This is a genomic window from Streptomyces sp. NPDC007896 (assembly GCF_042959425.1).
Classification (GTDB): Bacteria; Actinomycetota; Actinomycetes; order Streptomycetales; family Streptomycetaceae; genus Streptomyces.
Genome location: NZ_JBIBKX010000009.1, coordinates 389,399 through 409,836, shown reverse-complemented (window position 1 = coordinate 409,836; position 20,438 = coordinate 389,399). Strand labels below are relative to the sequence as shown.

The following is a 20,438-nucleotide window of genomic DNA, read 5'->3' as shown; positions in this document are numbered from 1 at the left end:
GGCCTGTCGCCAACTGCGCGGTGAGGCTGGAAGCCGATAGCGGACGGGGAAGCAGTGCCGGGCGCCATTCGACGGCGCTTCGAGGGCCGGTGCTGGTCCTCTCTCGCCCCCTCGCGGCGATCGGGCCCGACCGGGTGCTCGGAAATGCCCATGCCCTGCAATTGCTCGGCTCCTCGGGGCCCTGGGCTCATCGAGCCCAGGGCCCCGTTGCAGCCCGGCACATGTGAGGCCGGTGTCCGGCGCTGGCCCCCGCGGCGTGGCCTGGCCTCTGGTGCGGCTACCTGAGCGGGCCGGCGCCCAAGGGCGAGGAACCCATCGGCGTCGGCCGGGGCGCCCGGCAGGTCAGCCTCGGCTACGCCCGAGCCTGGCTGGTGCCCGAAGCAGCTGTCGGCCCTCCTGCCGCCTTCCGGCGCGCCTCGTGCGGCGATCGGCTCCTGCCGTGTGGGGACGAAGTCCGCAACACGGATCGGCGGCACACCGTCTGGCCTAGGGCCGCAACACCACGTCGACGGCCAAGGCGAGCTTGTCGACGAATTCCGGGCGGTCGGCCACGCGGTGCTTCCACCCTTCACCAGCGGCGGCCAGGACCTCGGCGATGTGCTGCGGTACGACATTCCCGGTAGGCCACCCGGAGGTGGTGATGGCCTCAGTGAGTGCGTCGTGGAAAGCGGACCGGTAGTCGTCGTACATGCTGTCGAGCTTTGCTGCCCCATGCTCCAGGAGGGCATCGACACCCTCGCTGAGGTGGGTACCGACATACCGACCCAGATGAGCGTCGAGCGCGGCCACCAGGCGCGCGCCAAGGTCCATGTCGGGTGTGGCCAACACCGTGCGGACTTCCCCCAGGGCCCGCTCCAACTCCCGCTGCATGGTCGCACGGAACAGTTCCTCCTTGCTGGAGAAGAGGAAGTACAGGCCGGGGCGGGAAACATCCGCGGCCTGGGCCACCGCGTCCATCGATGTCTTGCGGTATCCGAAGGTCGCGAAAACGATCAGCGCGGACGCGAGAACTTGCTCGCGGCGTTGAGGGTCTCCTCGGGTAACTGACATATACGCACTGTATCGAGTGCACATTCTATACCGCTTCTGATTTCTTGTTTAGAGGTCAACTCGTTTGGGACCGTCCCTTGTGGGTGAGTGCCGGCGTCTCGGCGTCTCGCATGCCGCGGTCTGGGCCGGACCAAGGCTCGCGGCGTTCGTCGGCAGACATCGGGAGGTGCTAAAGGTTCACAGCGCCTGGGTAGAAAGCTGAGCTGTTGAGGCCGGTCATGTCTGCGCCGATCAGGTAGCGAGAGAGGCATTCGGTGAAGCTCATGCGGTGCTCTGCTCAGGCGTCGAGCGGGCGCTCGCTCTTGCCGAGCCGGACCGGCTGATCCTGCCGTTCGCCATGCCCGGTGCCTGGAGACTGCTGGAGTCGCTGCCGTCGTGGGACACCGGACACCGTGCGCAGATCAGTGACATCCTCGACGCCGTACATGGCTCCGCCAGTCCCGCCGACGCCGGCCAGGTCCGGGCCGAGCCGCTCAGCCCGAGTGAACTGCGGGTATTGCGCCACCTGCCGACCAACCTGACCCGGCAAGAGATCGCCAACGGGGTGACGGTCTCGCTGAACACTGTCAACACGCACCTTCGCAGCATCTACGCCAAGCTCGGGGTCGGCGACCCGTCGGCGGCCGTGAGCTGCGTCTTCTGCCTGGCGGCAGGGCCTGAGATCCCGGTCGGCGATGCGGCGGCTACTCGTCGACCGTGTCGTTCGCCGTCTGGCGGATGACGGCGACGCCCCAGGGAACGCCGAGCAGGGCCACGAGGGCAAGGCCGAGAGGCAGTGGAGCCGGTCGGGCGACGGCAAGTGCCAGGCAGAGGACTCCCACCACGGCGCAGGCGCGGGCGACGGGGCGATACAGCGCACGGTCGGCGCGCCATGCCTCAAGGCTCGCCGACAGGGCCATCGCGGCGGCGAGCGCGACGACTGTGGCGGCACACAGCAGCCACCCGATGGAGGCGGGGGTGCGCCCGTCGTGGGCGTGCTCGACCAGGCCCGGCATGGTCGCGCCCATGGCGGTCACGGCGGCGGTCAGCGGTAGGTGGGCAATGATCCAGTGGACGGTCGCCGCGCGGGTCGGTCGCGGCGGGCGGCGGCCGACGAAGTCGAAGTACGTCCACCAGACGCCGAAACCGATCATGACCGCGACGAGACCGACGGCGATCGTGAGGGCGTCTGCGCTCTCGTGGGCCAGCCCGTCGACGACGCCGAGCACCGTCTCGCCGAGCACGATGATGGTGAACAGGCCGAACCGCTCGATGAGCGCGGGCGTGATGGTGAGGCCGGGGGAGGCCGTCCCGATCATGACGCTCAAGCCCGCGAGATAGAGGAGATCCAGCAGGAACCAGACCGCGAGGCGAGTGTCGGCCGGCAGCGAGGCCGTTGCGGCCAGCAGGGCCGCACAAGCGATGGTCCCGCCCACGAAGACCTGGCTGGAGCGGCGATACTCCGCACTTGTGCCGCGCTCGGCGGACAACCAGACCAGGGCGAGGACCGCGAACAGCACCGCGGCGCTGACCGAGAAGGCGAAGCCACCCGAGCCGCTGGCCTTGGGGATGAACGCGCCCAGCGGGACCATGGCGAGGATCTGCACGAGCAACGCTGTGCGGCCCCGGGCGTCCTCGCGGCCGTGCAGGTCGTGGTAGAGGCTGCCGTTGAGCCAGACGATCCAGATCAGCGTGAATACCGCGGCGAACTCCGCGAGCCCGCGCCACGACAGGTGCGCGGACAGGTGATGGGCGGCCTCACCGACCAGCACGACCACGACCAGGTCGTAGAAGAGCTCCAGGGGGCTGACAGCGCGTTCGAGCGGCTGTTCGCCATGCGGGCGCGGCGGCTGCCACAGCAGACGGCGCAGCCGCGCCCAGCGTTCGAATGCCTCAGACATGATGCGTGTGCGTCCGGATCGGATCAGAGCTCAAGGGGCCGCATGTCGGTCCAGTTGACCAGGAGGCGGCGCTCGGCGAACTGCCACTGCCCCTCCCGCTTGACCATCGTGTCGAGGTAGCGGATCGAGGCGACCATCATCGTCCGCGACCCGTCGTCGGACTCCGTCAGATGGTGGGCCAGGCAGTAGGTCTCCCCACTCGCGCGGTCGCCCTCCAGCTCAATCGTGCTCTGCCCGTTGAAGTGCATGGTGGCGGCATAGGCGTTGAGCGCGTCGAAGACCGGCGCCAGCGACTCGCGGTCATGCAGTTCCTGCGTGGGCTCGGGGTCCCTCGCGTCCATGTACACCACGAAGTGGGTGTCCTCGGTGAACAGGGCCATCTGGCCCTTGGCGTCGCGCCGGTCGGCGCAGTGCGCGTAGGCGTCGACCAGTTCGCGCAGGGCGAGCCGGTCGGCGGCCTCCGCCTCGGTGACTGACGTATGGATACTCACGGTGACATCTCCTTTACGGGCCTCGGCGCCTTCACTGCACGCCCCTGTTCAGGGTTGCCGCCGGGCAGGTGAAAGGTCCTCACCGGATTCTGGTGATTCCCGCTGACCGTCCTGACGCCCGGACATCTCTACGCCCCGAACCGGGTGATCTGGTCCGTCCGCAGGATGCGGGGGCCGGAACCGTCGAGCCGGGCAACGGCGATCATCGCCCGCCCGAGGTGCTCGGTGCTGGTCACGTAGCGAGGTGCCACCCGGCGCAGGAGGGGATAGAGCCAGGACGTGAGCCGGTAGAACAGTCGGTACCACTGCGTTCCGGAGGTCTCCCCATGGACCGGCTGGATCCATCCGGGACGGAAGGCGTACGCACGCATGTCCATGGCCATCAACGCATTCTCCGTCCGACCCTTCACCCGGGCCCAGAAGACGCGCCCCCGCTCCGTGCTGTCGGTGCCTTCCCCCGACACGTACACGAAGGTCAGGTGTGGATTGCCGGCCGCCACGACGCGCGCGGCCTCCAGGGTGTAGCCGTACGTGATCTTCTCGTACTCCTCGGAGCTGTGCCCCGCCGACGACACTCCGAGGCAGTAGAAACACGCGTCCGCCCCTGACAGCTCCGCTGCGATCGGGGTGAGATCTGAGAGGTCGGCGTGCCGCACTTCGCGAAGCTTCGGCGCCTTCTTGCCGAGTGGCCGCCGTACGACGGCGATGACCTCGGTCACCTCCGGGTCTTCCAGGCATGCGCGCAGGACGCCTTGGCCGACCATGCCTGATGCCCCGAAGAGAACTACCTTCACATCGACTCCGTTCTGAATTTTCGTACTGCGGGTATCTCGTCAATACTTCGGAGAGTTCTGCGGCCGACCAGCCGGTGTTGGCTGTCAAGGTCAGCTTCAGACCGCGGCGGCGGACGCTGTGCGGTCGTGGTGGATGGGGCCATCGAGCCGCCCGAGGAGCAGGGCGGTGCCTTCGTGGCGCACGGCGATGAACTCCGCCGCGATCGACACGGCCGTCTCCTGGGGCGTGCGGGCACCGAGGTCGAGGCCGATGGGCGAACGCAGGCGCGCGAGTTCCTCGTCGGTCAGCCCGGCTTCGCGCAGCCGGGCCAGCCTCTCGGCATGGGTGCGGCGCGACCCCATCGCGCCCACGTAACCGACAGGCAGCCGCAGAGCGACCTCCAACAGCGGCACGTCGAACTTGGCGTCGTGGGTGAGGACCACGACCACCGTGCGGCAATCCACTTCGGTCGACTTCAGATAGCGGTGTGGCCAGTCGACGACCACCTCGTCGGCATCGGATGAAAACCTCCATGTCAGGACGGCAGCGGACCGACTGGACGCCGGTCGCGCCGCCGTCGAGCACGGCTCTGGCCTGTCCGACGACCTCGGCGTCGACGTCGGCCAGACCGGTGGTGCCGTACACCCGCTCGGGTCGGACCGCGAGGGTCGCGCCCGAGCCGTCCAGAAGATGGGCGACAGCCGCCGGCGACGCGCCGGAGACCGCCTCGACGACCTGCGCAGAGGGCGACGGCTGAACGAACACCTCGATGGTTCCGCCGCAGGTCAGGCCGACGGCGAACGCAGTGTCGTCGGAGTAGCCGAAGCTCGCGCACACCGCCACGCCGGTCTCCATGACCTCACGGCACAGCTCGTACACCGTGCCTTCGACGCAGCCGCCCGACAGGCTGCCCACCGCCTCGCCGTCCTCGGCCACGGCCATGGCCGCGCCCGCCTGGCGCGGGGCGCTGCCACGTACGCCGACGACGGTGGCCAGGGTGTACTTCACGCCCGCACGGTGCCAGGCACCGAGTCGCCCGGCGATCTCACGCATGGGTAGCTCCTACAGCCGCCGGCGGCGGGCTAGACGAGTTTGTCGGGGGTGATCGGGAGGTCGCGGATGCGCCTGCCGGTCGCGTGGAAGACGGCGTCGGCCACCGCCGCGTCGACGCCGGTGGCGGCGATCTCGCCGATGCCCTTGCCGCCGATCGGGCTCGCGTGCTCGTCGACCTCGTCGATGAACGCGACGTCGATGTCGGAGGGGATGTCGGCGTTGACGGGCAGCGCGACGCCGGCGAGGTTCTTGGACAGCCAGCGCCCCAGGCGCTCGTCCTGGCGACTGGCCTCCATGGTCGCCTTGCCCCAGCCCCAGACGATGCCGCCGAGAATCTGCGCTCGCGCCATGCGCGGGTTGACGATCCGACCGACGCTGTAGCGGCCGACGGCGCGCCGCAGACGCAGAATCCCGAGTTCGGGGTCGAAGCCGATCTCCACGAAGATCGCGCCGAAGGTGTGCAGCGCGTACTCGCTCTCCTGAGGTGTGAACGAGCCAGCGCCGACCACCTCCTGGGCACCGGCGGCCGCCATCGCCGCCGTGATGGCCTCGGCGCCCGGCGCTTCCCGCACCGTATGCCCGGAGCGATCGCGCAGCTGCTTCAGCGCGTCCTTGGCGGCAGCCATCGCAGCGGCGCCGACGCCCATCGTCGACGAAGACCCGAAGGTCGGACCGGCCTCGGGCAGCGCGGTGTCACCGATCTCGCAGCTCACCTGGGCGGGCTTGAGCCCCAGCACTTCGCACGCGACCTGGGTGAGGACCGTGACGATCCCGGTGCCGATGTCCTGGGTGCCCGACTGGATCACCGCCCGGCCGTCGGCGTGCAGCCGCACCTGCGCGCTGGAGGCGAACCGGATGGTGCCCATCGCACAGTCGGCCATGCCCTGGCTCACCAGCCAGGATCCGTCGCGCTCGGGGGCGTTGGGACGCCTGCGCCATCCGAACGCGCGTGCGCCTTCTTCGTAGCACTCGCGCAGCTTCTTCGACGACCACGGCCGGCCGGTGAACGGGTGCACGTCGGTGTAGTTGGCCAGGCGCAGGTCGATCGGGTCGATCTGCAACTGTGCCGCGAGCTCGTTCATGGCGCTTCCCAGAGCCCACAGTCCGGCCCCCTCGAGGGGCGCGCGCATTGCCGTGCCGAGGTTGACGTTGGCCCGCTGCACACGCTGGCGCACACGGATCGCCGGCGCCGCATACGTCGTCCGCGACGCCAGAGTGGCGTACTCGACGAAGTCCTCGTCCACCGAGGTCACGTTGATCGACTCATGGTCGATCGCCGTCAGGCGCCCGTCCTCCGAGGCCGCCAGCGACACGGTCTGCACCAACTGCGGCTGGTAGGGGGCGATGCTGTACATCTGCGCGCGCGTCAGCGCGATCCGCACGGGATGTCCGCTGACCCGCGCCGCCACGGCGGCGATGATCTGGTGCGGATAGACCAGGCCCTTGCAGCCGAAGCCGCCGCCCGTGTGCGGCGAACGCACACGCACCTGCTCCGGAGCGAGGTCGAACAGCCCGCACATCACCATGCGTACGCCGTAGGACCACTGGGTCGCGTCGACCATCGTCAGTGTGCCGTCGTGCCATTCGGCCAGCGTCGCCGAGGGCTCCATCGGGTTGTGGTGGCGCGAAGGCTGGACGTACATCGCCGAGTGGCGCACCGGCGCACCGGCGAACGCCCGCTCGACATCGCCGTGCTCGGCGTCCGTCTCGTCGGACAGGTATCCGCTCTCGCGCGGCACCACAGCACCCGCGCGGTCCGCGCCCGGGTGGGCGGTGAACGGTGCCGCCTCGATGTCCGCCCGCACCAGTGACGCGGCATGCTCGGCGGCTTCTAGTGCCTGCGCCAGCACGACCGCGATCGGCTCGCCCTCGTAGTGGATCTCGTCATCCTGCATCGGCATGCGCACCGAGAACGCCGGGGGCACTGGTGGGACACCGAGCTTCGGCACGTTGGCATGCGTGAGCACATGCGTGACACCGCGGACGGCCAGCGCGGCGTCGGTGTCGATCGCGCGCACCCGTCCGGCCGGGACCGGTCCACCGACCAGGACCCCGTAGAGCAGGCCCTCGGCGGGGTGGTCGGCCGCATAGCGGGCGGCACCGGTCACCTTCGCGAAACCGTCCTGGCGCGGCAACGGCGCGCCTGATCCCACACCGCTCATGGCCGCACCCCCGCTGCCATCATCAGCGCACGCCGCGCGGCGCCGCGGGCGATCGCGACCTTGTAGGCGCTGCCGGGGACGGGGTGCGTCTGGGCGAACGCCGCTTCGATCGCGCCGGACACCGCCGGGTCGTCGGGCGCGAGGCCCACCAGCCGGCGCTCCGCCTCGGCCAGGCGCCAGGGGCGCATCGCCACCGACCCCAACGCGATCCGCGCGCCGTCGATCCGGCCGTCGTCGCACAGCCGCACCGTCACCGCCCCTGACACGATCGCGTACTCGTACGACTCGCGCTCGCGCACCTTGACGTAGGCCGAGTGCGGAGCGGGTTCGCCCAGTTCGATCGCCTCGATCAGCTCACCGGGTTCGAGCGCCGTGTCGCGGTCGATGGCCTCGGTCGACAGCAGGTGGAAGTCGGTCACCGGGATCCGCCGCCCGCTGGTGGCGGTGCGCGTCACCACTACTGCGTCGAGTGCGGCGAGCGCCACGGCGGGATCGGACGGCTGAGTGGCGATGCAGTCGTCCGTCCACCCGAACAGTGCGTGCCGGTCGTCATGACCCTCCCGGGCTGCGCACCCCGACCCCGGCAGACGCCGGTTGCACGGCGTCGGCTCCTCCGAGCGGAAGTAGGCGCACCGGGTCTTCTGGAGCAGGTTGGCGCCGATCGTCGCGAGGTTGCGAAGCTGGGCGGACGCCGACTTGTGGATCGCCATCCTGAGCACCGGCCACTCGCGGGCGACGTTCGGGTCGGCCGCGACGTCGTTGAGGCGCACGAGCGCGCCGATGCGCAGGCCGCCGCCGGGCAGCGGCTCGATCCGGTCGAGGCCGGAAACCCGGGAGATGTCCACGACCCGGTCGGGCACGGCAATGCCAATACGAAGCCAGTTGAGCAGCTCGGTGCCGCCGGCAAGTACGGCGGTCCCCGGATCACGCGCCGCGTCCAGGGCCTCGTCAAGGGTGGTGGGGCGGGCGTAGGCGAATGGGATCACCGGCTCTGGGTCCTCTCGTGCTCGGACGCGGCGGCCTGGACCGCCTCGACGATCTGCGGGTACGAGCTGCAGCGGCAGATGTTCCCGCTCATCCACTCGCGGATCTCGTGCTCGTCGGTTGTGTGGCCCTCGTCGATGCAGGCGACAGCGGAGATCACCTGGCCCGGGGTGCAGAACCCGCACTGGAATGCGTCGCAGTCGATGAACGCGCGCTGGACCGGGTGCAGCTGCTCGCCCTGGGCAAGGCCCTCAACGGTCACGACCTCACGCCCGTCCGCCGCCGCGGCCAGGACCAGGCACCCGTTCACCCGTCGGCCGTTGAGCAGAACCGTGCATGCGCCGCATTCGCCGTGGTTGCAGCCCTTCTTGGCGCCGGTCAGGCCGAGGTGCTCACGCAGCAGATCCAGGAGGGACACACGTGCGTCAACCGCATCGAGCTGCCTGTCGACGCCATTCACCCGGAGGCGGAGGTCGACGCGGTCGGTGAACTCCACCGTGCTCATCGGACGACCTCCGACAGAGCCGACGCCACAGCTACAGGGATCGACCAGCTCATTGCCCACTCCGTTGTCTCGATGGAAGAACCACAGGGCGATGCAGCGAGCACGGCTGTGGCTGAACCTGCACCGAGGACCAGCCGTCTTCGGCACATCAGGCATGAGCATGCTCCTTGCGCGTCGGTGCGGCTGTCGCGACGGTGACCTTGAACGTGACTCGCACTTCGGCAGGCACGGACTGGACCACTTCCCTGGGACAGGTGCCCGAACGACGTGGCTTACTGCCGCTACCCGTGTCCAGAGTCACTTTTGGGCAGGTGAAAGGTCGTCACCGGAATCCGGTGATTTCCCCGCACAACCACATGCCCGCCTTCCACGGATACGCACGAACCGGTTCCATCGGTTGGTTTGATCAGTCAGTCGGAAGCAGGCACCGCCCTTTCCGCTGGGATCGGGGAGGTGTGAGTGATCCCAAACGGGCGGCGTCGACGGGCGGGCGGTGCCGCTCTTGGTGACGCGTCGGCCGGTCCCTCACCATCCCCGGCGGAAGCCGACGAGGGAAAGGCGGCACCGCCGGCTGGCGCAGGGAGGGCGCACCGGCTCCCTGCCCCCGCAACACGGATACGGCGTTACCTGCGACCAGAGCACGGCTGAGTTCACCGTCGACGGTCGTGCCCGGTGCAGCCGGGGCAAGGGCATGCGCTGGGTTATCCGTGCACGCGGACTTTTCCGCCGTCCTTGCTCGATACACAGTCGCGCGCGGCCTGCCGCACCCCGGTTTCGCCGTCCTCGACTCGCCGGTCCTGACCTATCGGGAGCCACACGAGCAGGATGTCTAGTGCCGCATCAGGCAATGTTCGCCCTGGCGAGGCACGAGTGACGGTCTTCGTGATGGCTTCGGCGCCGCCGTGCACCACTGCGCATTCCGGGAGGTGAGACCGGTCAACGCTGTGACAGGTCGGGGTTCCCTCCTTTGCATAGTCTGGGGAGCGCTCGCGCAAGGCACTTCCGAAAGGCTTGAAACGCTGATGTGGTTCACCTGCCAGACGTCGCCGGACGGCGTCGCCGAGCGGTTCTTCACCCTCGATGAGATCCCCGGCGTGTTGTGGACGCTGGGAGACGCCTGCGGTACTCGTCCCGTGATTCTGCTGGGCCACGGCGGCGGGCGGGACAAGAAGGCCCTCCGGCACCGTGTCCCGCGCGCGCTGCTACGCCGCTGAGGGTTTCGCGGTTGTCGCGATCGACGCGCCCAACTACGGCGACCGGCCCAGGGACGGGGAGTTCGGCCGGATCGCGGCCGAAATGCGAGCAGGCGTAGCCGCCGGCAGGAATCCGGGCGCGCTGGTCGCCGGAATGTACAGCTATCTGGCTTCTCAGGCCGTCGTGGACTGGCAGGCGGTCCTGACCGCGGTCCAGCGCCTCGGCCATGTCGGCGTCGGCCCGGTGGGTTACTGCGGGATGTCGATGGGCTGCGGGCTCGGCATCCCGCTCATCGCGGCAGAACCCCGGGTCCGCGTCGCGGTGCTGGGCCTGCTCGGTGTGCACGGGCTGACCGAGGACGCCGCGCGGATCACCGTGCCGGTGCAGTTCCTGGTCCAGTGGGGTGACCAGTTGGTGTTGCGGGACCAGTGCCTGGCGTTGTTCGGCGCCCTGGCCTCGGCTGAGAAGACGCTGCACGCCAACCCCGGCAGGCACGGGGATGTGCCGTCGTTCGAAGTGGACAGCTCGCTGCGGTTCTTCGCCCGGCATCTGAGCTGGCACGAGCGCACAGTGCCCGGAGCGCTGGCCGGGTCTCGTTCCCGGCCGGCGCGCTCGGTCCGAACTGTTCGGCTTGGGCCGGGCGGGTGAAGGTGCTCGGGATCGATGACGACGAGGGTGCCTGTCTGTTGCGGATCGTTCGGCGCGGCACCGATGGCTGGGCGGTTGCCGGTCGGCGATACGCAGGTCGTGCAGGAGTTTGTGAATCAGTCGCCGTGGGATCCGTTGCCGGTCCGGCGGCGGATCGCCTGGCGGTTGTCCGGTGTGTTCACGCTCGGGGTGTGGGTGATCGACGATGTGGCGTTCCCCGGATGTGGCAGGGCCTTGGTGGGGCGGGCCGCCGGTACTGAGGGGCGGTCGAGAAGCGGGCGATCCGCCAGGTCGCGGTCAGTGCCGTTGCCTCCACTGATACCGCCTCCTGTGCCGGCCGGGACGTTGGGTCGGCCGCGTGGCGAGGTGCGCAACGTGGGGGCGAGTCCTGTTCCGTGAGGTCTCCCGCCGGTCCGGCCGTTTCGGTTTCCCGGTCATCCGGCTTTCCAGTGGCTGCTGCGTGGGCAGTGTGGCTGGTTTCTCTGAGTCGATGCGTGGTGGCAGGTATCGCAGGCCACGATGGTTTTGCGGCGCTGGCTTGCTTCCCGGCCGGGTGAGTGCGGTGGCGTGGTGTTCGCCCTTGCCGATGTTCAGGCCGATGTCCAGGCCGAGATAGGCGTCGATGTTGCTGGTGGCGTTCACGCGCACTCTTCGGTTGTACCCGCCCGGCCTTACCTGCCGTACCGGCTGTCGGCATCCACATGGGTGGGGTGGTGGGGGCTGAATCCGGTCGTCCGGTCGTTGGTGTTGGGGTGTGGTGGGTGTTTTGGTCTTGTGAATATACGGACTAGCTGGTTTGGTTTGGGGTGGTTGCAGGGAGCATGTTGGTGGGTGTGGGTTGGTGTTTGGAGGGGTTTGTGGTGCGGCAGGAGCGTGCGTTGCGTACGCGGCGGTTGATTTTGGATGCGGCGGCGTCGGTTTTTGATGAGCGTGGGTATGAGGCGGCGACGATTGGTGAGGTGTTGGCGCGGGCGGGGGTGACGAAGGGGGCTTTGTATTTTCATTTTCCGTCGAAGCGGGCGTTGGCGGAGGGGGTGTTGGGGGAGCAGTTTGCGGGGTTTGTGCTGGCGCCGCGGGTGAGTAAGTTGCAGGAGTTGGTGGATATGGGGTTGGCGTTGGCGTATCGGATGCGTCGTAATCCGGTGGTGTCGGCGTCGGCGCGGTTGTCGTTGGGTCAGGAGATGGGGGCGGTTTTCGGTACGTGGACGATCCGGACGTGGCTGGATGCGACGGAGCGGGTGTTGCGGGAGGCGCAGGAGCAGGGGGAGTTGCTGCCGCAGGTGGATGTGGCGGAGAGTGCGTGGGTGTTCTCGGCGGCGTGGACGGGGGTGCAGGTGTATTCCCATACGCTGGCGGGGCGGGAGGATCTGGAGCGGCGGGTGTGTGCGTTGTTTGAGCATTTGCTGCCGAGTGTGGCGGTGCCTGCGGTGCTGGGCCGGCTGGTGATTGATCCGGCCCGGGCTGCGGAGGTGGCTTTGGAGGGTGAGCGGCTGGCTGCGGAGGCGGGGGAGGCGGCGGGTCTGGGCGGGGTCGGCGCTCCGGCCTGATCTGGTCCCCGTCCGGTCTCCTGCTTCTTTTGTCCTTTCTTCTTCCGTTCGTTGTGCGTCTCGTCCCGGTGTGGCCCGGCCCCGGCCCCGGCCCCGGCCCCGGCCCCGTCTGTCGTTCCTTCTTTGCCTGCCCGGCGTGCCCGGCCCGGGTCCGGCCCTGGCCCCGGCGTGCCCGGCCCGGGTCTGTCTGGTCTGCCCGGCGTGCCCGGTCTGCGGTGTCCGGGTCCGGCTCTGGTTCGGGTGTGTGGGGGTGGGTGGGGGCTCGGGCCGGCCCTGGCCCTGACCGGGGTGCGGGGTGGGGGGTTCTGGTCGGGTGCGAGTGGGCGTCGAGTGCTGCGGCTGAGTGTGGGGCGGGTCTGTGGGGCCGTTCTCTTCTGGCGTTGTGTGCCTTTTTGCTTGTTGTGCCGGGTCTGGCCTGTGTTGTCGGCTGTGCGGGCTCCGGTGCCGGGGCGGGCGGGGCGGCTGGGCGGGTGGCCTTCCGGGTGGGGGCGGGTGCCTTCTGGTGGGGCCCGGCCTGGCGGTGCGGCCTGGTGGCGGCTTGGTGGTGCGGGGTGGTGGCGGGGTGTGGCTGGGGGGCGGGTGGCGGGCTGGTGGTGCGGGCCGCTGGGGGGTGGGTGGTGCCGGTTTCTGGGGTGTGGGTGTTTTTGTGCTGGGGCGGGGGTGTGGCCGGGGGTGTGTTTGGTTTGTGTGGGGTCCGGGGGTGGGTGGCTGGGGTCGGGTGGGGTGGAGCACGGGTGAGGAAACATACCGGGCGTGCGGTTTGGTAGGGTGGGGTGGTCCCGGTGTGTGCGGGGTGGTGGTGGCTGGTGCGGGGGTGGGGAGGAGGGGTGGGATGGTGAGGCAGGTGCGGGCGGTGCGGACGCGTCGGGCTCTGGTGCGTGCGGCGGCGGAGGTGTTCGCGGAGGACGGGTATGCGCTGGCTTCGCTGCCGGTGATCAGCAGGCGGGCGGGTGTGAGTACCGGGGCGCTGCATTTCCATTTCCCGAGCAAGGATCTTCTGGCGCGTGAGGTGGAGGCGGCGGCGACGGTGTCGGTGCAGCGGCTGGCGGTGCGGGAGGGTGCGGGGGGCGGGGGCGGGCTGCAGTTGCTGGTGGATGTCAGCGGTGATCTGGTGGCGGCGCTGGCTGTGGATCCGGTGCTGCGGGCCGGGTTCGAGCTGGGCGGTGATCCTTCGCGCAAGAGTGCGGAGGGGCCGGGGCGGTGGTGGAGTGAGTGGGTGTATGGGCTGCTGCGTGAGGCGCAGGGTGCGGGGGAGCTGGCGCGGGGGGTGTCGCCGGAGGCGGCCGCGGTGGCGGTGGTCGCCTCTGTCGCCGGGTTCGGCCGGCTCGCCTCCCGCCAGCGTGTGCGCTCCTCCCCGCATCTGGTGGAGCAGTTCTGGGCCCTGCTGCTGCCCGGTCTCGCGGCTCCCTCGCGCCGGCTGCCGGTCCTGCCCGGTTCCCGGGCCGCGGGAACCGACCGCACCCCCGGGTAAATGGACCGCATGGTCCGGCAACGGGGAAGTCAAACCGCTGGCAGGACGTCCGCAGCGGCCGGAACCCCGCCCGGTAGAGACGCTTATGCACCGGAAGTCGGATTCTCTCGAGGGGATCTCGAGCATCGGCGGAGAGAAAACAAGACGACCGGTTTGAGATTGACATACCGTCCATGCTGTTTTTTACTCGGTGTTGTCGGGCGGCTCCCGGCCGGCGGGCGCGGCTCACCCGCCGGCCCGCCGGCCGACCAGGGCCCGGCAGCATCCGGGGCCCGGTAGTCCGGGGCCTGGCAGTCCGGGGCCTGGCAGTCCGGGGCCTGGCGGTATCGGGGTCCGGCGGCGTCGGGTCTGGCAGTCCGGGGCCTGGCAGTCGAGGGTCCGGTGGTGCCGGTGGTCTGGTGGTTTGGTCCGGGGCAGTGCGGGCCCGGCGGTCCGGGCTCCGGTGGCATCGGGGCCTGGCGGTATCCGGGCTCTGGCGGTCCGGGGCCTGGCGGCATCGGGGTCTGGCGGTGCCGGGGGCCGGGGCGGGGCGGTGCGGGTCCGGCGGTCCGGGTTCCGGGAGGTTCCGGGTCCGGCGGTCCGGGTTCCGGGAGGTTCCGGGCTGGGGCTGGGGTTGAGGGCTGGTGTTTTTTGGGGGCCTGGGGTTGACGGGGTCCGAGGGGTTCGGCAGACCGCAGTGGATGGACAGGGGAGACGGCGTGGACACCGACATACTCGGCACTCTTGCTGTGCGGGAGAAGGGCGTTTCGATCACTCCGACCGCTCCCAAGCCGCGGCAGGTGCTGGCCTTGCTGGTCCTGCAGGCTGATCAGATGGTGCCGGTGGGCATGCTGAGTGAGGAGTTGTGGGGCAGCAGGCCGCCGCGGAGTGCGCGGCCGACGCTGCAGACGTACATTCTGCAGCTGCGGGAGCTGATCACCGCGGCGCTGCAGCCGGATGCGGCTGATGCCCGTACGGCCAAGGATGTGCTGCTGACCGTGCCGGGCGGTTATCTCCTCAAGAGTGGTGAGGGCGGCAGTGACGTGCGGGAGTTCGAGCGGCTGGCGGGGCTGGGCTACCGGGCGATGGATGCCGCCGATTTTCCCGGGGCGGCCAGGCATCTGCGGGCCGCGCTGGGGCTGTGGTCCGGGCCGCCGCTGGCCGATGTGCATGCCGGGATGCACCTGGCGACCCAGGTCAAACGGCTGGAGGAGAGCCGGCTGTGCGCGCTGGACCAGCGGATCGAGGCCGATCTGCGGCTGGGCCGCCACCGTGAGCTGCTTGCCGAGCTGACTGTGCTGGTCAGCCGTTATCCCACGCACGAGAGCCTGTGCGGGCAGTACATGCTGGCCCTGTACCGCTCGGGGCGCCGGGGTGAGGCCCTGGACGCCTACCAGCGGCTGCGTGCCACCCTGGTGCGCAGTCTGGGCCTGGAACCGTCGGCGGCGCTGAGCAAGCTGCAGCGTTCCATCCTGATGGCCCGGCCGGACGGTTCACCGGCCACCGTCCCCCATCCCGCCGGGCCGGGCTCCACGGACAGTGGCCCCGCCGGGACCGGACGCCTCGCCCCGGTCGGCTGACCCCTTCTCGCCCCGCTCCCGCCCAGGTCCCGGCTCCTTCCGCCGGGACCTGGCGCATCCCCCGGTCCCGGCCCCGCGCCCCGTGTGCGCGGGCTTGGCCGTGCGGCCCGCGTCCGGGCCTCACCGCCTGTCCGGCCCTCATCGCCTGTCCGGGCCTCACCCCCGCCCGTGCTGTCTGTCCGGGCCTCGCCCCGCCCCCCACTGTCCCCGCCGCCCGTGCCGTGCGTGCGGTGCGTGCTGCTGGTGCCCGGTTGTGTGGGCCGTGGTGGCTGCGGTGGGCGGCGTACGGCGGTGTGGGGGCTGTCCCGGCCGGCACCCGCCGGCCCGGTACTGCCCCGTCCTGGCACCGGCCGGCCCCGGTACTGCCCCGCCTCAGACTGCCGGGTCCTGGTGCTGCGGGGGCGCCGGCCGGCCGGCGGGTGTGCCGGTGGTGGGTGTGCCGGGCGGCGGGTGTGCCGGTGGTGGGTGTGAGGGGTGGTGGGTGTGCGGGGTGGGGGTCCGGGCGGGCGCGAGGCGGGCTCGAGTGGTGGGGGGCAGGGTGGGGGTGTGCCTGGAGGAGGAGGGGCCGGCATGTCGTCGCGCGTGCACGCCTGTGAGGACTCGGTGGGGGTGGCTGCTCCGGCCGGTGTCGTGTACGGGATGCTGGCTGATGCCGCCTGCTGGCCGGTGTTCTTGCCCTCGGTCGTGCATGTCGAGCGTCTCGACTTCGACGGGGTCCAGGAGCGGCTGCGGATGTGGGAGCTGGCCGATGAGGCCGGCGCCGGCGCCGGCGGTGCGGGTGGTGTGCTGGGCGGCCGGGTTGGTTCCTGGCACACCCGGCGGGTGCTGCACCCCGATGCCCGGGCGGTCGTGTTCGAGCAGGAGGACGCTGCCTGGCCGGGCAGTGTGACCTCGGGTGTGTGGAGTGTGCGGCCGGCGGGCGAGACGGAGTGTGTGCTGGCCCTGCGCCAGGAGCGCGGGCTGCCGGCGGCGGCTGCGGACGGTGCCGGTGCCCGCCGGGAGGCGGAGGCGGACGTGCACCGCCGGCTCGCCCAGGTACAACAAGCGGCCGAGCGGTGGGAGCAGCTGGACGAACTGCTGCTGTCGTTCGAGGACCGGGTGCGGATCGAGGGCCCCGCGGAGCTGGTCTACGACTTCCTCTACCGGATCGAGGACTGGCCCGAGCGGGTCCCGCACGTGGAGTGGGCCAGTGTGCGCGAGGACGTGCCGGGGATCCAGGTGGCGTCCCTGGACACCTGTGCCGCGCCGGGCGGGCGGACGGTGAGCACGCGGGCCGTGCGGCTGTGTTTCCCGCACGCCGGGCGGATCGTCTACAAGGAGACGCTCACGCCCGGCCTGATCGCCGCCCACAGCGGCGAGTGGTCGCTGCTGCCGGACGCGTCCGGGGTCACGGTCGTCGCGGCCCACCAGGTGATGCTCCGGCAGGAAGCCGTCCCCCCGGTGCTCGGTGCGGGCACCGGCCTGCTTGAGGCCCGCGACCATGTCCGTGCCTGGCTGTCGCGCGCCAGTACCGAAGCGCTGGGCCTGGCCAAGTGGCATGCCGAGAGCACCGTCCGCCGTCTGCGATGAACAGATGACCAGATGAACAGGAGGCCGGTCATGGCCGTCACCCAGCCCGCCGCGCCCAGCACCCCCGCCCCCGCCCCCGCTCCTGCTCCTGCTCCTGCTCCTGCTCCTGCTCCTGTTTCTGTTTCTGCCCTTGCTGTCCCGCCGTCCGTGCCGTCCGTGCCGTCCGTGCCGTCTGGGCCGTCTGGGCCGGCGGTGTTGTCGGTGCGGGGGAAGACGGGGCGCGGGGGGAGTGGCGGGTGCGGGAGCGCTGTCCGTCTGGCCGGGCCGGTCCCGGGAGCGCTGGCGCACCGGTATGCCGCGCTGCCGCCGCCGCTCGAGGTGGCGCTCGCCGCGCTGCGGCTGGAGGCGCTGCTGGGCGATCCCCGCGACGCGGCCAACCCCTACGGCCTGCCCGCCCTCGCCGCCGCCTCCGCCGGGTCTGCCGCCTCCGCCGGGTCTGCCTCCGCCGGGTCTGCCGGGTCGGCGGGGGAGGGCCGGGCAGGGCGGGTGGTCCCGCTCCTTGCGGCGGCCGGTCTGGGGCAGGTACGCGCGGCCGACCAGCGGGTGCGTGCCCTGCGCCCGCTCCTGCGCCGGGACCTGGCGCTGGGACATGCCGCGGGTATGTCCGGCGGGTCCGGTACGCCGCCTGCCGCACGGGCCCGGGGGCAGGTCGCGGAGTCCTCCCCGGTGCCCGCCGTGCTGCTCGGCCCGGCGGCGCTGGTGGCCGCCGCCGGCAGCGTGCTGCGCCACGCCGCGCTCACCGTGGCCGGCCGCGGCGGCGGTGAGCCGGCCCTGCGGCAGTGGCAGCCCGTGCTCGCCGCCGCCTTCGCCGACCTGCTGGCCTGCGAGAGCCTGACCTGTGTGGCGCTGCGCCGCCCGGCCGGCCCGGGGGCGGGGCTGTTGGGCGCGGTGGCCGGCTACGTGGTGCCGACCGTGCTGGCCGACGTACTGGCGCAGCTGGGACTGGTTCTTGCCGAATGCGGCCACGGACCCGCCGGCACCGGGGGCCGGATGCTTGCGAAACTGACCCGCGACCTTCCCCTGGCCGGGGTGGACGCGGCGGGCGCCGCGCACTGGCAGGACCGTCTGGCCAGGGCCCTGCCGGCCCTGGCGGCCGAAGAGCCCCGCGCCCCGCACCGCGGCCCGGCCCCCGCCCTCTTCCGGCTCACCGACCCGCCCGCCCCCACGCCCGCCGCTGTCGGGGAGCAGGGGGAGGGGTACATCCCGGACGGGCACGAGCCTGGCCGCTGTGCCCCGGGCCGTCCCCACCCGGACGGGCATGGCCCGGGCGGGGACGAGTCGGGCGGGGACGGCCCGGGCGGGGACAGTGTGGTGTTGTCGGGTCTGCTGCGCGCCGGCGCCGTCCGCGCGGACGGCGCGGATGCGGATTGTGCCGCGCTGGGGGCGGTGGCCCGGCGGCTGCTGACCGAGCAGCGCGCGCTGCGCCGGCCGTGCCGCACGGCAGGCGCGGACCCCGGTGCTCCGGCGGCGCGGGCGCTGGCGGACCGGCAGGCTCTGCTGTGGCTGGCCGCCGCCGTGCTCGGTGTCAGGGAGGCCGCCGACGAGGGCCGCGGCCTGTTTCTGGGCGGTACGCACTGGGTGCTGCTCGCGCTGTCGGGCATCGCCGGACGGCTGGGCGTGCCGCTGCCCGGACCGGTCCCCGACCCGCGCGCACCCGTCTGGGCGGAACTGGCCGGCCGCGTCCGCCACGGCGTGGACTGCGACGTGTACGCCACCCGGCTGCTGTGGTGAGCGGGCCCGGCCCGGCCGACGGCCCGGGCAGCACCGCACCCCCCGGGACCGCACCTTCCGGGACCGCACCCCCCGGGACCGTGCCCGCCGGGACTGTGCCCGCCGGGACCGCACCTTCCGGGACTGTGCCCGCCGGGGCCGTACCTTCCGGGGACACACCTCCTGGGACCGTGGCCGCCGGGGCGGGTTCCGGCGGGCCGGGGCGGATCGGGGCGGGGGACGGCGGGGGAGAGCGGGTGCCCGGCTTACTGCTGCCCGGACTGCCCTCCGGCCCGCCGCCAGGGACCTCGCCTGTTCCGCCGCTCGGTCTGTCGCCCGGTGCGCTGCCCGGTGTGCCGCCGGGTCTGTCGTCCGGTCTGCCGTCCGGTGTGCCGTCCGGGCTGTTGTCCGGGTGGGGGGCCGGGGGGCTGTCCGGGCTGTCGCCGGGGCAGCCGTTGCACGTGGCGGGGCCGGACGGGCCGTGGGAGCAGGTGCACGACCAGCTCGCCGGGCAGGGCCATGCCCTGGTGCACACCACCTGGGGGCAGTGGCTGACGGCGGCGCTGCTGGATCCCGGGCTGCGGTCTCTGCTCGGCCGTGACTGGCCGCGTTACCGGCAGACGGCCGCTCCGGCGGGCCGGCTGCGGTTCGCCGTCTCCCGGATGGTCCTCAAGCACACCGCGGCCGCCGTGCTCCAGGTCCCGGCGGACGCCCTCGACCTCGCCTACCGGCCGGGCGGCCGTCCGTATCTGCGCGGCCTGGCCCAGGACGAGGTGAGCCTGGCCCACACCGACGAGCTGATCGTGGTCGGTATCAGCCGCAGCGGGCCGATCGGGGTGGACGCCGAGCCCGTCTCCCGCCGGCCCTCCTTCGAGCTGCTGCACCCCTACGTGTGCACCCCGGACGAGGCCGCGGAGCTCGCCGCGCTGGGCGAGGACGAGCGGGCGCTGCGGCTGCTGCACCTGTGGACCCTCAAGGAGGCCTACACCAAGGCGCTCGGGTACGGCATGCGGCGCCGTTTCTCGGCGGTCGGGTTCCGCCGCGACGAGCAGGGCCGTACGGTCCTGGCCGGCGAGCCGGACGGCGTGGCGCGGTGGATTCTGGCCACCCATCTCGTCCACGGCCGGTATCTGGTCAGCAGCGCCCGCCGTCCGCCGCAGGAAATCGAGAGCGCTTCGCGGCCCGCTCCACACCCGCTCGAGGAAACAGGGCTCCCACCTGCGGCGACGTTAGGCTGGCAGCTGCCGGGCAGCTCCGGCGCACAGCCGACATGACGAGAGGCGGGCGTCGTGAACCACCGTGCAGCCACCCCACCGCACCCGGCCCGGCCCGCCCCCGCCCGGCCTGTCCCCGTGCGGCCTGTCCCCGTGCGGCCTGTCCCCGTGCGGCCTGTCCCCGTGCGGCCTGTCCCCGTGCGGCCTGTCCCCGTGCGGGGCGGTGCCGCCGCAGGACGTCCCGGCGGCAGCTTTCGCCGCCGCCCGGCCCGTCGCGGGCCGGGCGCCGCGGCCCGCGCCCACCGTGCAGCCGGCCCGTTTGCCGTCACCCCGCCCGATGCCGTCCCGCCCGCACCCGCACCCGCACCCGCAGTGGCCGTGCCCGCCGTGCCCGCGCCGGCGGCTGCCGCACCCGCAGTGGTTGTGCCCGCCCTGCCCGCGCCTGCCGCGCCTGCCGCGCCTGCCGTGCCTGCCGCGCCTGTCGTGTCTGCCGTGTCTGCGCACGGCCGGCCCGTCCCGTCCGCCGGGCCTGCCGTGCGTGTCCTGCCCGCACCCCTGCCGCCCCGGCCGCCCCTGCCGGTCTTGCCGTCCTTGCCGGTCTTGCTGGTCGGGTAAGGGGTGCAGGGG

The 20,438-nt window shown here is 71.8% G+C and carries 15 protein-coding genes and 2 pseudogenes; 9 read left to right on the top strand and 8 right to left on the bottom strand.

Features of this window, described 5'->3' with window-relative positions:
* Nucleotides 1–486 precede the first annotated feature (486 nt).
* The gene (locus ACFZDJ_RS29430; protein ID WP_390939377.1) at nucleotides 487–1,050 is read right to left on the bottom strand and encodes a TetR family transcriptional regulator; all 564 of its coding nucleotides are present in this window, start codon (nucleotides 1,048–1,050) and stop codon (nucleotides 487–489) included.
* A 268-nt stretch (nucleotides 1,051–1,318) separates the two neighbouring features.
* Between ACFZDJ_RS29430 and ACFZDJ_RS29425 the strand changes: the two genes are divergently transcribed.
* The gene (locus tag ACFZDJ_RS29425) at nucleotides 1,319–1,771 is read left to right on the top strand and encodes a LuxR C-terminal-related transcriptional regulator (RefSeq protein ID WP_391063259.1); all 453 of its coding nucleotides are present in this window, start codon (nucleotides 1,319–1,321) and stop codon (nucleotides 1,769–1,771) included.
* Here ACFZDJ_RS29425 and ACFZDJ_RS29420 read toward each other — a convergent pair.
* The 7 genes and pseudogenes from ACFZDJ_RS29420 to ACFZDJ_RS29390 form a co-directional block, all read right to left on the bottom strand.
* On the bottom strand, nucleotides 1,734–2,930 hold the full coding sequence (locus tag ACFZDJ_RS29420; protein ID WP_390939373.1) for a low temperature requirement protein A: 1,197 nt from the start codon (nucleotides 2,928–2,930) through the stop codon (nucleotides 1,734–1,736). The two genes, ACFZDJ_RS29425 and ACFZDJ_RS29420, sit on opposite strands and share 38 nt — an antisense overlap.
* A gap of 23 nt (nucleotides 2,931–2,953) precedes the next feature.
* Nucleotides 2,954–3,421, bottom strand: a complete 468-nt coding sequence (locus ACFZDJ_RS29415; RefSeq protein WP_391063256.1) for a nuclear transport factor 2 family protein — start codon at nucleotides 3,419–3,421, stop codon at nucleotides 2,954–2,956.
* A gap of 128 nt (nucleotides 3,422–3,549) precedes the next feature.
* Entirely contained in the window at nucleotides 3,550–4,215 is a 666-nt protein-coding gene (locus ACFZDJ_RS29410) for an NAD(P)H-binding protein (RefSeq protein WP_391063255.1), read from the bottom strand.
* A 96-nt stretch (nucleotides 4,216–4,311) separates the two neighbouring features.
* A pseudogene (locus ACFZDJ_RS29405) lies at nucleotides 4,312–5,248 on the bottom strand (XdhC family protein).
* A gap of 29 nt (nucleotides 5,249–5,277) precedes the next feature.
* Nucleotides 5,278–7,410, bottom strand: coding sequence for a molybdopterin cofactor-binding domain-containing protein (locus ACFZDJ_RS29400; RefSeq protein ID WP_391063251.1), 2,133 nt, complete (start codon nucleotides 7,408–7,410; stop codon nucleotides 5,278–5,280).
* The gene (locus ACFZDJ_RS29395; RefSeq protein ID WP_391063249.1) at nucleotides 7,407–8,396 is read right to left on the bottom strand and encodes an FAD binding domain-containing protein; all 990 of its coding nucleotides are present in this window, start codon (nucleotides 8,394–8,396) and stop codon (nucleotides 7,407–7,409) included. The genes ACFZDJ_RS29400 and ACFZDJ_RS29395 overlap by 4 nt, the downstream gene beginning before the upstream one ends.
* Nucleotides 8,393–8,899, bottom strand: coding sequence for a 2Fe-2S iron-sulfur cluster-binding protein (locus tag ACFZDJ_RS29390; RefSeq protein WP_391063247.1), 507 nt, complete (start codon nucleotides 8,897–8,899; stop codon nucleotides 8,393–8,395). The genes ACFZDJ_RS29395 and ACFZDJ_RS29390 overlap by 4 nt, the downstream gene beginning before the upstream one ends.
* A 1,022-nt stretch (nucleotides 8,900–9,921) precedes the next feature.
* Here ACFZDJ_RS29390 and ACFZDJ_RS29385 point away from each other — a divergent pair.
* The 8 genes and pseudogenes from ACFZDJ_RS29385 to ACFZDJ_RS29350 form a co-directional block, all read left to right on the top strand.
* Nucleotides 9,922–10,645 (top strand): annotated as a pseudogene (locus ACFZDJ_RS29385) (dienelactone hydrolase family protein); the annotation flags it as partial.
* Nucleotides 10,646–10,756: 111 nt separating this feature from the next.
* A complete protein-coding gene (locus tag ACFZDJ_RS29380; RefSeq protein WP_391063245.1) occupies nucleotides 10,757–11,140 on the top strand; it encodes a transposase in 384 nt (127 codons plus the stop codon).
* 458 nt (nucleotides 11,141–11,598) lie between these two features.
* Complete coding sequence (locus ACFZDJ_RS29375) at nucleotides 11,599–12,288, top strand: ScbR family autoregulator-binding transcription factor (RefSeq protein ID WP_391063242.1); 690 nt, start codon at nucleotides 11,599–11,601, stop codon at nucleotides 12,286–12,288.
* Nucleotides 12,289–13,120: 832 nt separating this feature from the next.
* Nucleotides 13,121–13,759, top strand: coding sequence for a ScbR family autoregulator-binding transcription factor (locus ACFZDJ_RS29370; RefSeq protein WP_390939355.1), 639 nt, complete (start codon nucleotides 13,121–13,123; stop codon nucleotides 13,757–13,759).
* A 698-nt stretch (nucleotides 13,760–14,457) separates the two neighbouring features.
* Complete coding sequence (locus tag ACFZDJ_RS29365; protein ID WP_384921725.1) at nucleotides 14,458–15,318, top strand: BTAD domain-containing putative transcriptional regulator; 861 nt, start codon at nucleotides 14,458–14,460, stop codon at nucleotides 15,316–15,318.
* 570 nt (nucleotides 15,319–15,888) lie between these two features.
* Nucleotides 15,889–16,887 (top strand): SRPBCC family protein, encoded by a 999-nt coding sequence (locus tag ACFZDJ_RS29360; RefSeq protein ID WP_391063238.1) that lies wholly within the window; start codon nucleotides 15,889–15,891, stop codon nucleotides 16,885–16,887.
* Between the two features lie 201 nt (nucleotides 16,888–17,088).
* Nucleotides 17,089–18,618, top strand: coding sequence for a hypothetical protein (locus tag ACFZDJ_RS29355; protein ID WP_391063234.1), 1,530 nt, complete (start codon nucleotides 17,089–17,091; stop codon nucleotides 18,616–18,618).
* Between the two features lie 236 nt (nucleotides 18,619–18,854).
* On the top strand, nucleotides 18,855–19,871 hold the full coding sequence (locus tag ACFZDJ_RS29350; RefSeq protein ID WP_391063231.1) for a 4'-phosphopantetheinyl transferase superfamily protein: 1,017 nt from the start codon (nucleotides 18,855–18,857) through the stop codon (nucleotides 19,869–19,871).
* The last annotated feature ends 567 nt before the right edge of the window (nucleotides 19,872–20,438 follow it).